Genomic DNA, 11136 nt, shown 5'->3' with positions numbered 1-11136 from the left:
TCTAGTCTGTCGTCTGTTGGTGGGGGGGGGTGGGCGAGCCGGTCGGTGGGGTCGGGCCCGACCCCCCCCCCCCCGGCCGGGCGTTTCAGGCGGGGATCTTGGGGGCGTGGTCCTCGGTCTCGCCGTGGGCCGCCATCAGCACCTCCACGGCGTGCGCCGCGGACGCCAGCGTGCTGTGGCAGTGCCAGCCCCGCAGCGAGCGCCCCTCGAAGTCCCGCAGGCCGGCCCGGTCCCCGAAGCCGGCCAGGTCGCGCCCGACCCGGTCGGCCAGCTTCGTCAGCCGCAGCAGCGTGCTCGCGGGCGCCCCGGCCAGGTTGCCGAGCCACAGCCCGGTGGGCCGGCGCCGCGGGTCGTCCCACTCCCCGACCAGGACGAGCCCGCTGTCGCGCCCGCCGGGCAGGCCGGGGTCCGCGCCCGGCAGGCCCACCCGCACCGCGGCCGCCGAGGCCCGCCGCACGCCGGACGGCGCCGTCGGGTCGGGCCAGCCGACGAGCCGGCGAAGTCCCCCGGCCGAGTCGAGGATCCGTCGCGCTTCCAGCGCTCCGAGGCCGTGGCCGGGCAGGGTCGGGTCCTCGACGGAGAGCCGCTCGGTGCCGGCGACGCGGACGAGCGCGCGCACGCCGGCCCGGTCGAAGCGCCGGATCACGCCGGCCGGGTCCTCGACCGGTACGTCGAGCACGACCGGACGCCGGGCGGCGTCGTGGAGCCGGGCGAAGTCCAGTGCCACGGCGGTGGCGCAGTCGTCGGTGGTCTCCCCGTACCGCGGTTCCCCGATCCGCCGGGGCTGCGCGGACGGGCTCGGGCCGCCGCCGTCCGTCGTCGGCCGGTCCGCGCACAGCAGCCGCCAGTTGACCGGGGCGCTGGCCCGCTCCGAGGCGGCCCACAGGCCGAACGCCCGCTGTCCGTGGAACTCCTGGTCCAGGTGGTGGTCGAAGCCCCGGCCCACGCCCACGGAGTGCCGTCCCGACTTCGGGATCGACAGTTGGCGCACCACCCAGGCCTGCGGCCGGACGTTCGGTTCGAGCCAGTCCGCGAGCGCCTCGCGCATCGGCATCCAGTCCCAGGTGGAACTGCAGATGAAGTGGTGCAGGCTCTGGTCGAGCGCCGGGTCCCCGAGGCAGGCCGCGATGTTCCTGATCGACCTGCGGCCCTGCGCGGCCAGCAGTCCACGGAGGTACTGTTCCCCCTTGCGCCGTTGGTCCCTTCGCGGAAGCGACGCGAAGAGGGTGGTGCTCAGGTCCTTCAGGAGGAGCTCGCCGTCGGACACCGGTCGCACCGAGCCGAGTCGGAACGGGGCGGTACGTCGGTGCCGGACAGCCCTGATATTGCCAGCAGCGTTCACAGAATCCCCCTCTATGCACTGCCCTTGAGGCTTGCTTAAGCCCCTCCAGGGTGGCCCGGGGCGGGTGGTGCGGGCCAGGTGCAGGGGCCACCCCGTAGCGCCGGCGGGCGGGTGTCCCGGCACTGCGCGCGACCGCCGGGCCGGGTGGCGGGCGGACCCGGCCACCGCTTCGCCCGGCGGTCGCGCGCAGTGGTGTGGCCGGACTACTCCTGTCCGAGCCCGAGCAGTGCCCGCGGGTCCAGGGCGGCCTGGTGGCGCGTGATCTTCCCGTCCACGACGTGGCTCCAGGCGGCGACCTGGACCGGGGGCGCGAAGCTGGTGTGCATCTCGAACCACGTGACGACGTCGGGGCCGTCGCTGAAGACCTTCCGGATGACGATGTCGGTGAAGGAGCCCGGCGCCTTCTCGATCTTCTCCCGGAGGTCGTCGCCGCCGCTGGCGTTGCCGAACGGGCCGGTGAACTCGATGTCGTCGGCCAGCACCGAGCGCAGGGTGTCGTAGTCCTTGGCCTTCCAGGCCGCGTAGTACGTCGCGGTCACGTCCACGGGGTTGACGCTCATGTCGTCGCTTCCTCTCGTCCTTCGGTGCGGGCCCCGCCGGCGGATGCCCGCACCGGCGGGTTCAGCGAGGCCCGGGTGTTGAGTTCGGCCGCGTCGTCGCCGGTGGCCCGGCCGTACGTCTTGGCGATGGTGGTGTAGACGCCCTTGGCGGGCGCGCCGCCCGCGGCGTCGCCCGGGTTCCTCGGCTTCGACCGGTCCATCCGCCGGTTCGCGAGCACGACGGCGGTCGTGGCCTCGCGCCGCTCGTCCTCGTAGCCGCGCAGCGCGGCCACGGGGTCCTCGGTCGTCGCGAGCCGGTAGGCGAGGACGCGGGCGTCGACGATGGCCTGTGAGGCGCCGTTCGCGCCGACGGGGTACATCGGGTGCGCGGCGTCGCCCAGCAGCGTCACCCGTCCCTCGCCCCACCGGTCGAGCGGGTCGCGGTCGACCATCGGGTACTCCAGGATGCCGGTGCTGCCGCTCAGCAGGGCCGGCACGTCCAGCCAGCCGAGGTCCCAGTCGGCGAAGTGCGGGAGGAAGTCCTCCAGTTCGCCCGCCCGGTTCCACCGCGCGTCGCCGCCGAGCGGCTGCGGTTCGGCCACCGAGACCATGCACACCCAGTTGGTCAGCGACCGGCCCTGCTCCGCGGCGGCCGGGCCGATCGGGTACGCGATCAGCCGGGCGCCGCGGCCGGCGTCGGCGTGGATCATCGTCCGGCCGGTGAGGAACGGCTCGGTCGGCGTCACGCCGCGCCACATCATGACGCCGGACCAGTGCAGCGGCCCTTCGCCGGGGTGGAGCCGGGCCCGCACGGCGGAGTGCAGCCCGTCCGCCCCGACGAGCAGGTCGGCGCCGAGCAGGCCGGGCTCCCCGGTCGTCCGGTCGGTCACCCGGACCCGCACGCCGTCCGGGATCTGCTCGACGGCCTCGAACGTCGTGCCGGTCCGGACCGCGTCGGCGCCCAGCCGTGCCCGGACCGCGTCGAGCAGCATCAGCTGGAGCTCGCCGCGGTGGATCGAGTACTGCGGCCACCGGTAGCCCCGGGCGAGTCCGCGGTCCTCCCGGTGCTGGGCCTCGCCGCTGCCGTCGACCCAGACCATGTCGGCGGTGGGCACGCCGAGCGCGGCGAGTTCGTCGCCGAGCCCCAGCTCCGTCAACTCCCGCACCGCGTGCGGCTGCACGTTGATGCCCACGCCGAGCGGACGGATCTCCCGGGTCCGCTCCAGCACGGTCGCGCGGATGCCCGCCGCGTGGAGGCTGAGCGCGGTGGTCAGGCCACCGATCCCGCCTCCGATGATGATCACGTCCATGTCCCGGCCCTCTCCTTCTCGCGCCTTCCGTCAGCTCACGGCTGCAGCTTGGTGGTGGTCCAGCTCAGGTCGTCCTGGCGGTCGTAGCGGAGCCGGCGGTGCAGCCGGTCGGAACTGGCGGCCCAGAACTCGATCGCGGCGGGCGTCAGCAGGTAGCCGACGAAGCGCTCGGGCCGCGGCAGCGGGGTGCCGGTGGCCTCCAGCCGCTCGGCCTCGGCCCGCAACGCGGCCACGTCGGCCAGCGGGTCGCTCTGGTGGGCGGCCGTGGACATCGCGTGCATCGGCACCGGCCGGGCCGACCACATCGCGTCGGACTCGGCGTCGTCGAGCCGTTCGACCGGCCCGGAGACGGACACCTGCTGCGCCGTCTCCCGCCAGTACAGCAGGCCCGACGCCCAGCCGGTCTCGGCGATCTCCCGGCCCTTCTGGCTGCTGGTGTGGCTCAGGAAGACCAGGCCCCGCTCGGTCACCCGGCTGATCGCGATGATCCGGGTGGAGGGGCGGCCCTTGGCGTCGGCGGTGGCCAGGGCGAGTGCCCGGGGCTCCCGGACGCCGCGCTCGGCGGCCCGCGCCAGCCAGGACTGCAGCAGCCCGATCGGCTCGGCCGGCGGGGCGTCGTACTCGGGGAAGGGGAGGTCGGTCTCCCCGCTGAGCGACTCGAACCTGCTGGAGTTGCCGGTCGCGGTGTGGTTGGCGGTGGTGCTCACCGGAATCTCCTAGACGTAGATGGTGCCGCGGGCGACGACGGTGCCGTGGCCGCCGACGTGGACAACGCGGGGCCGGTCGCCGTCGCCCTCGGCGTGCGCGAGCATGAGCGAGGGGCGGCCCATCTCGACCCCCTGGAGGATCTCCAGTTCCTGCCCGTACGCGGCGAGCCCGAACCGGGCCAGGTGGATGGCGAGCGGGCCGGCCGCCGAGCCGGTCGCCGCGTCCTCGACCACGCCGTAGGCGGGCGAGAACATGCGGGTGCGCCACGCGGTGCCCGAGCCGGCGAAGCAGTTGGCGGCCATGTCGGGGAACCGCGTGAGCGCGCGGTGGTCCGGGCGCAGCGCCGAGAGCGCCTCGACGCTCTCCAGGCCGACGAACACGTGACGCGGGCCGTTGCGGTACGCCACCACCGGGGTGACCGGATCCGTCACGCCGAGCGCCGCGAGCAGCTCCTCCGCGTGCTCGTACGGCTCCCAGGTGGGGATCGGCTGCTGCATCCGGGAGGAGCTGGAGTCCTCGCCGTGGTCGAGCTCGAACGGGATGACGCCCATGGCGGTCTCCAGCCGCAGCCGGTCGGCCTTCCACGTCCGGCCGAGGGCGACCGAGGTGCCCAGCATGGGGTGCCCGGCGAACGGGAGTTCGTTGACCGGGGTGAAGATCCGGATGCGTGCGTCGCCGCCCTGCTCGGCCGGGAGCACGAAGGTGCACTCGGAGAGGTTCATCTCCTTCGCGATCTGTTGCATCCGCTCCGCCGGCAGGTCCGCGGCGTCGAAGAAGACGGCCACCGGATTGCCCTCCAGCGGCTTGCGGGAGAAGGCGTCCACAACGATGTAGTCGTGCAAGGGGTCTCCTGGAGAGGTGGTGCAGTGGATCCCTGACGGATCCCTGACGGATCCCTGACGGATCCCGTCAGGGCGTCAGGGCGGTGCCGAGGCCGTGCAGCACCGGAAGGGAGTGGACGCCCTCGGCGACGGCCTCGACGTCGAACCGCATCCGGTGGGTGGGTGGGCCGCCGATCAGCTCGGCCGCGCGGTTCGGCGGCAGCGGCCGGTCCGCGGGCCGGTCCGTCTCCCAGACCATGACCGCGCCCCAGCGGTTGTTCTCCCGGTCGGCGATCCAGAACTTCACGCGCAGCCCGGGCACGTCGGCCCACGGTTGCACGGCGCCGTCCCGCAGGTGCTCGGCGAGCGACTCGATGGTCTGCGGGGAGCCGTCCAGCTCCCACCAGGCGATGTCGGCCTTCATGGGTCCGCTTCCTCCGGCCGTTCCCGGCCGGCTCAGGTGGGGATTCCCTCGCGCCGGACGGCCGGCACCGGGATTCCGAGCGCGCGCAGCTGCTGGTTCGGGTTCATGAACTCCCGCTCCCGCTTGATCTTCCCGTTCTCGAACTCGAACGAGTGGATGAAGTGGTTGCGGTAGTGGCCCTCCGGATAGCCGGGGAACAGGATCTTCCCCTCGCCGTCGCACTCGACCCAGAAGCGGTTCGGGTCCTGGGTCTCGAAGATCTCGATGTTGGTCCACACCCAGTCCGGGAAGCACTGCAGCGACCACACCGCGTGCTCGCCCAGCCGGTCCCGGCCGTGGGTGACGATCGGCTCGCCGGTGTCGGTGGTCCACAGTCCGCCGCAGCCGTCCTCGGTGAACAGCAGGTGCCGCTTGAGGCGGTCCTCGCCGCGGGTGTTCATGTACTGCTCGACGATCGACCGGTTGTGCCGGCGGATCTCGTCGTCGTTGCGGAACGCCGGCGGCTGCTCGGCCTCGGACATCGGTGACCTCCACGGGGATCGGGGAATTCCGGCGGCCGTTCGGGGACCGCCGCACTGGACTCTGTTCGGGCGGTGCCCGGTCCGCAACGCCGGCCGCGGGACTCCGTCAAGTCGGGACGAAGTCCGTTGCCATGTGACGGAGTCCGGGTCCGCGGCTTCCGGACGGCCCGTCGTCTCCCGGAGAGTCGGGGCGCAGCCGCTCCGGAGATGCCGAACGAGCGGTTTCCCCTCTCCTTGGAGGTATCAGGTGCCCAGTGTCGACGAATTCCTCCGCTCGTTGCCCGTGGTCCAGCAGCCGGACTGGGCTGGCCACCCGGAACTCGGCCCGGTCAGGGCCGAACTCGCCTCGCTGCCACCGCTCGTCACCGTCGAGGACACCGACGTCCTCCGGACGCTGCTCGCCGAGGCGGCGGTCGGCCGAATACAGATCATCCAGTCCGGCGACTGCGCCGAGGACTGGGCGGAGGCCACGCCGGGCGATGTCGCCCGCAAGGCGGGCCTGTTGGAGGTGCTGGCGGGTGTCATGAGGATGACCTCGCACAAGCCGGTCCTGCGGGTGGGCCGGCTGGCCGGCCAGTACGCCAAGCCCCGCTCGAAGCCGACCGAGACCGTCGGCGACGTCGAACTCCCGGTCTACCGGGGCCACATGGTCAACTCGCCGGAACCGGACGCCGAACTGCGGCGGCCGGACCCGAAGCGGATGCTGACCGGCTACCAGTCCGCGCGCGAGGTCGTCGGGCTGCTGGGCTGGAACGGCCGGGACCGGCGCACCCGGCCGGACACCCCGGCGTGGACCAGCCACGAGGCGCTGCTGCTCGACTACGAGCTGCCCATGCTGCGCACCCAGCCGGACGGCCGGCTGCTCCTCGGCTCCACCCACTGGCCGTGGATCGGCGAGCGCACCCGGCAGGTGGACGGCGCCCACGTCGCGATGCTCGCGGCCGTGGCGAACCCGGTCGCCTGCAAGGTCGGTCCGACCATGACCGCCGACGAGCTGCTGGCCCTGTGCGCGAAGCTCGACCCGGAGCGGACCCCGGGCCGCCTCACGCTGATCGCCCGGATGGGCGCGGACACGGTGGGCGAGCGGCTCCCCGACCTGGTCAGGGCCGTCCGCCTGGCCGGCCACCCGGTCGTCTGGCTCACCGACCCGATGCACGGCAACACCGTCAGCGGCCCCGGGGGGCTCAAGACGCGGCTGGTGACGACGGTCGTCAAGGAGGTCGTGGACTTCCACCGGGCCGTCACGTGCGCGGGCGGCACGGCGGGCGGCATCCACCTGGAGACGACGCCGGACGAGGTCACCGAGTGCGTCGCCGACCGGGACCGGCTCCACGAGGTCGGCGGCAAGTACACGAGCTTCTGCGACCCGCGGCTGAACCCGCGCCAGGCCGTCTCGGTCGTGTCCGCCTGGCTCGGCTGACGCCCGGCCACCCCCCAAGCCCCCACGCAGCCTCCCCAAGCAGCGGGCTGCCCAGTGAAAGGACGACCATGGCGGGCCTTCCGTCCATCGACCCCTACCCGATGCCCTCCGAGAGCGACCTGCCGGCCAACACCGCGCGCTGGACGGTCGACCCCGACCGGGCGGTCCTGCTGATCCACGACATGCAGCGCTACTTCCTGCGGCCGTTCCCGGCGAGCGAATCCCCCGGGCGGCCCCTGGTGCAGAACACCGCGCTGCTGCGCGAGGAGTTCGCGGCGCTCGGCGCCCCGGTCGCCTACACGGCGCAGCCGGGCGGCATGACCGCCGAGCAGCGCGGCCTCCTCAAGGACTTCTGGGGGCCCGGCATGGAGGTGTCGCCGGAGGACCGGCAGGTCGTCGACCCGCTCGGACCCGGGCCGTCCGACTGGGTGTTCACCAAGTGGCGCTACAGCGCGTTCCACAAGTCGGACCTGCTGGAGCGGATGCGCGCCCACGGCCGGGACCAGCTCGTCGTCTGCGGCGTGTACGCCCACGTCGGAGTGCTGATGACGGCCGTGGAGGCCTTCACCAACGACATCCAGACCTTCCTGGTCGCCGACGCGGTGGCCGATTTCTCGGAGGCCTACCACCGGCTGGCGCTCACCTACGCGGCGGAGCGCTGCGCGGTGGTCACCTCGACCAAGTCCGTGCTCGCCGGGCTCGCCCCGTCCGTGGGGGCGGCCCGGTGAGCCGGCCGGCAGAACGGGAGGAGAGCCCGATGGGGGCGGACCTGCTGGACCGGGTGCTCACCGGGGCCCCCGGTGCCTACGCCCTGCTGTACCGCCCCGAGGCGGCCGGGCCGGACGTGATCGAGGTGCTGCTCGGCGAGGCGTCCGCGGTGGACACGCTCGCCGGGATCCCCGTGCCGGACGCACCGGGGTCCGCCGCCGCGCACGGGGGTGCCCGGCACGAGGTGCTGGCCGTCGTCCCGTACCGGCAGATCACCGAACGCGGCTTCGCCGGCGTCGACGACGGCGCGCCGCTGATCACGCTCGCGGTCGCCGAGCAGGCCGCCCTGCCGCTCGCCCACGTGCTGCGCAGGCTGCCGAACGACCCGATCACCCTGGCCGGCGGCCGCTTCGACGTGGACGACGAGACGTACGCGGCCACCGTGCGCCGGGTCATCGACCGGGAGATCGGCAACGGCGAGGGCGCGAACTTCGTCATCAAGCGCTCGTTCGTCGCCGAGATCACCGACTACACGCCGCGCAGCGCCCTGTCGTTCTTCCGGCGCCTGGTGGAGCGCGAGTCCGGCGCCTACTGGACCTTCCTGGTCCGGGCCGGCGACCGCACCTTCGTCGGCGCCAGCCCGGAGCGGCACGTCAGCCTGCGCGACGGCACCGCCGTGATGAACCCGATCAGCGGCACCTACCGGTATCCGGCGGCCGGCCCCGACCTGGCGGGCGTCATGGCCTTCCTCGCGGACCGGAAGGAGGCCGACGAGCTCTACATGGTGGTCGACGAAGAGCTGAAGATGATGGCCCGGATCTGCGAGCGGGGCGGCCGCGTCGTCGGCCCCCACCTCAAGGAGATGGCCCGGCTCGCGCACACCGAGTACTTCATCGAGGGCAGGACCTCCCACGACGTCCGGGACATCCTGCGCGAGACGATGTTCGCCCCCACCGTCACCGGCAGCCCGCTGGAGAGCGCCTGCAAGGTGATCAGCCGGTACGAGCCCGAGGGCCGGGGCTACTACAGCGGTGTGATGGCGCTGATCGGCCACGACGAGGACGGCGCCCGCACCATGGACTCGGCCATCCTGATCCGCACCGCCGACATCGACCGCGGCGGCCTGGTGCGGATCGGGGTCGGCGCGACCCTGGTGCGGCACTCCGACCCGCAGAGCGAGGTCGCCGAGACCCGGGCCAAGGCGGCCGGGCTGCTGGCCGCGCTCGAAGCCGGCGGCACCGGCCGGTTCGCCGATCACCCCCGGGTCCGCGAGGCGCTGGAGCAGCGCAACACCGGCATCGCCGACTTCTGGCTGCGGGAGAGCGCGGACGGGGCGGACGGGGTCGCGGAGCTGGCCGGCCGCAGCGTGCTGATCGTGGACGCCGAGGACACCTTCACCTCGATGATCGGCCACCAACTCGCCTCCATGGGCCTGGAGGTGACGGTCCGGCGGTTCGACGAGCCGTACGACGTCGACGACCACGACCTGGTCGTGATGGGCCCGGGCCCCGGCGACCCGCGGGACACCGGCCACCCCAAGATCGCCCACCTGCGGGCCGCGGTCTCCCGGCTCCTGCGGGAGCAGCGGCCGTTCCTCGCGGTCTGCCTCAGCCACCAGGTGCTGTCCACGCTGCTCGGCCTCGAACTGGCCCGGCGGGACGTGCCCAACCAGGGCGTCCAGACGGAGATCGACCTGTTCGGCGCGCGCGAGCGGGTCGGCTTCTACAACACGTTCGCCGCGCGGAGTGACGAGGACAAGATCACGCACCCCGAGTTCGGCGTCGTCGAGCTCAGCCGGGACGGCGCCACCGGCGAGGTGCACGCGCTGCGGGGCCGGGGCTTCGCGTCGATGCAGTTCCACGCCGAGTCGGTGCTCACCCGGGACGGCGTGCGCATCGTCGCCGGCCTGCTGACCGAGGTGGTGCGCTCGTGCGACCGCTGACCGGACCGGCCCGGGGGGTGCACCGGTGACGGCTCCCGCCGGCCCCGCGCTCGCCGCCCGGATCCCGGGCTCCAAGAGCATCACCAACCGGGCCCTGCTGCTCGCCGCGGCCGCCACCGGCACCAGCCAGCTGCGGGCACCGCTGACCAGCGACGACACGCTCGCCTTCCGGACCGCGCTGACCGACCTGGGCGTGCCCGTCGCAACCGGCCCGCAGGACGGCGAATGGCGGGTCACCGGGATCGGCGGGGGCCCGTCCGGCGGCGCCACGATCCGGTGCGCCGACGCCGGGACCGCCGCCCGGTTCCTGCCCCCGTTCGCCGCGACCGGCCGGGGCCGCTACCTCTTCGACGGCTCCGACCAGTTGCGCGCCCGCCCGCTGCGCCCGCTGGCCGACGCCCTGCGACGCCTCGGCGCGGACGTCCGCGCCGCCGGAAGCGGCGGACTGCCGCTGCTGGTGGACGCCGACGGGCTGCGCGGCGGTGAGCTCGCCGTGGACGGTCGGCACAGCAGCCAGTTCCTGAGCGGTCTGCTGATGGCGGCGCCGCTGCTGGACACCCCGCTGACCGTGACCGTGCGGGACCTGGTCAGCCGGCCGTACATCGACATGACCATCGCGCTGATGCGCCGCTTCGGCGCCCGGGTGACCGAGGAGGCCCCCGGGGTCATCGGGATCGGCACCGGCGGCTACACCGCGACCGACCTGGCGATCGAACCGGACGCCTCGACGGCCTCGTACGTCTTCGCCGCCGCCGCGGTCACCGGGCGCGCGGTCACCGTCCCGGGCCTGGGCCGCGACAGCCTCCAGGGCGACCTCGGCTTCGTCGAGGTGCTGCGCACCGCGGGCGCCCGGGTCGAGGTCGGCGCGGACGCGACGACGGTCACCGGTAGCGGGCGGCTGCGCGGCGGCTTCGAGGTCGACATGGGCGCGATCTCGGACACCTTCATGACGCTGGCCGCGATCGCGCCGCTGGCCGACGCGCCGATCACGATCCGCGGCATCGCGCACGCGCGCCTCAAGGAGTCGGACCGGATCGAGGCGGTCGCCGGGAACCTGGCCGCCTGCGGCGTGACGGTCGAGACGGCCCAGGACCGGATCACCGTGCATCCGGGGCCGGTCCGGCCGGCCCGGATCAGGTGCCACCGCGACCACCGGATCGCGATGGCGTTCTCCGTCCTCGGGCTGCGCGCGCCCGGGATCGAACTCGACGACCCCTCGTGCGTGACCAAGACCTTTCCCGGCTTCCACACCGAACTGCGCCGGCTGTTCCCGGCACCTCTGGAAGGAGAACGACGTTGACCGGGCTGCGCTGGCTGACGGCGGGGGAGTCGCACGGCCCCGCACTGGTCGCGACGCTGGAGGGCCTGCCCGCTGGTGTACCGGTCACCACCGCCGTGGTG

12 protein-coding genes are annotated in these 11136 nt (G+C 73.7%); 5 read left to right on the top strand and 7 right to left on the bottom strand.

Features of this window, described 5'->3' with window-relative positions; all coding sequences use genetic code 11:
- Positions 1-85 precede the first annotated feature (85 nt).
- The 7 genes from ACFV4G_RS26880 to ACFV4G_RS26850 form a co-directional block, all read right to left on the bottom strand.
- Positions 86-1276, bottom strand: a complete 1191-nt coding sequence (locus tag ACFV4G_RS26880; protein WP_380444607.1) for an IS701 family transposase — start codon at positions 1274-1276, stop codon at positions 86-88.
- A 269-nt stretch (positions 1277-1545) separates the two neighbouring features.
- A complete protein-coding gene (locus tag ACFV4G_RS26875) occupies positions 1546-1902 on the bottom strand; it encodes a nuclear transport factor 2 family protein (RefSeq protein WP_380444606.1) in 357 nt (118 codons plus the stop codon).
- Complete coding sequence (locus ACFV4G_RS26870; protein ID WP_380444605.1) at positions 1899-3191, bottom strand: flavin-dependent oxidoreductase; 1293 nt, start codon at positions 3189-3191, stop codon at positions 1899-1901. Before ACFV4G_RS26870 ends, ACFV4G_RS26875 begins: the two co-directional genes overlap by 4 nt.
- A 35-nt stretch (positions 3192-3226) precedes the next feature.
- Positions 3227-3898, bottom strand: a complete 672-nt coding sequence (phzG, locus tag ACFV4G_RS26865; protein ID WP_380444603.1) for a phenazine biosynthesis FMN-dependent oxidase PhzG — start codon at positions 3896-3898, stop codon at positions 3227-3229.
- 9 nt (positions 3899-3907) lie between these two features.
- Positions 3908-4741 carry a PhzF family phenazine biosynthesis protein gene (locus tag ACFV4G_RS26860; protein WP_380444601.1) on the bottom strand — a complete coding sequence of 278 codons (834 nt, stop codon included), beginning with the start codon at positions 4739-4741 and terminating at the stop codon, positions 3908-3910.
- A gap of 67 nt (positions 4742-4808) precedes the next feature.
- Positions 4809-5144 carry a hypothetical protein gene (locus ACFV4G_RS26855; protein WP_380444599.1) on the bottom strand — a complete coding sequence of 112 codons (336 nt, stop codon included), beginning with the start codon at positions 5142-5144 and terminating at the stop codon, positions 4809-4811.
- Positions 5145-5176: 32 nt separating this feature from the next.
- Positions 5177-5665, bottom strand: a complete 489-nt coding sequence (locus ACFV4G_RS26850; RefSeq protein WP_380444597.1) for a PhzA/PhzB family protein — start codon at positions 5663-5665, stop codon at positions 5177-5179.
- 247 nt (positions 5666-5912) lie between these two features.
- On the opposite strand from ACFV4G_RS26850, the gene ACFV4G_RS26845 reads away from it, so the two are divergent.
- From ACFV4G_RS26845 to ACFV4G_RS26825, 5 genes are all read left to right on the top strand, one after another.
- Entirely contained in the window at positions 5913-7085 is a 1173-nt protein-coding gene (locus tag ACFV4G_RS26845; protein WP_380444596.1) for a 3-deoxy-7-phosphoheptulonate synthase, read from the top strand.
- A gap of 68 nt (positions 7086-7153) precedes the next feature.
- Complete coding sequence (locus tag ACFV4G_RS26840; protein WP_380444594.1) at positions 7154-7813, top strand: isochorismatase family protein; 660 nt, start codon at positions 7154-7156, stop codon at positions 7811-7813.
- Between the two features lie 29 nt (positions 7814-7842).
- Positions 7843-9735, top strand: coding sequence for an anthranilate synthase family protein (locus tag ACFV4G_RS26835; RefSeq protein WP_380444592.1), 1893 nt, complete (start codon positions 7843-7845; stop codon positions 9733-9735).
- A gap of 25 nt (positions 9736-9760) precedes the next feature.
- Positions 9761-11035: a 3-phosphoshikimate 1-carboxyvinyltransferase gene (gene aroA, locus ACFV4G_RS26830; protein ID WP_380444590.1), complete on the top strand. Its 1275-nt coding sequence runs from the start codon at positions 9761-9763 to the stop codon at positions 11033-11035.
- On the top strand, positions 10954-11136 hold a 183-nt coding region (locus ACFV4G_RS26825; protein WP_380444588.1), incomplete at its 3' end, for a chorismate synthase. The genes aroA and ACFV4G_RS26825, both read left to right, overlap by 82 nt.

The sequence above is a fragment of the Kitasatospora sp. NPDC059747 genome (assembly GCF_042732955.1).
GTDB lineage: Bacteria > Actinomycetota > Actinomycetes > Streptomycetales > Streptomycetaceae > Kitasatospora.
The sequence above is the reverse complement of the archived record's forward strand: the minus strand, read 5'-3'. Positions and strand labels throughout refer to the sequence as shown.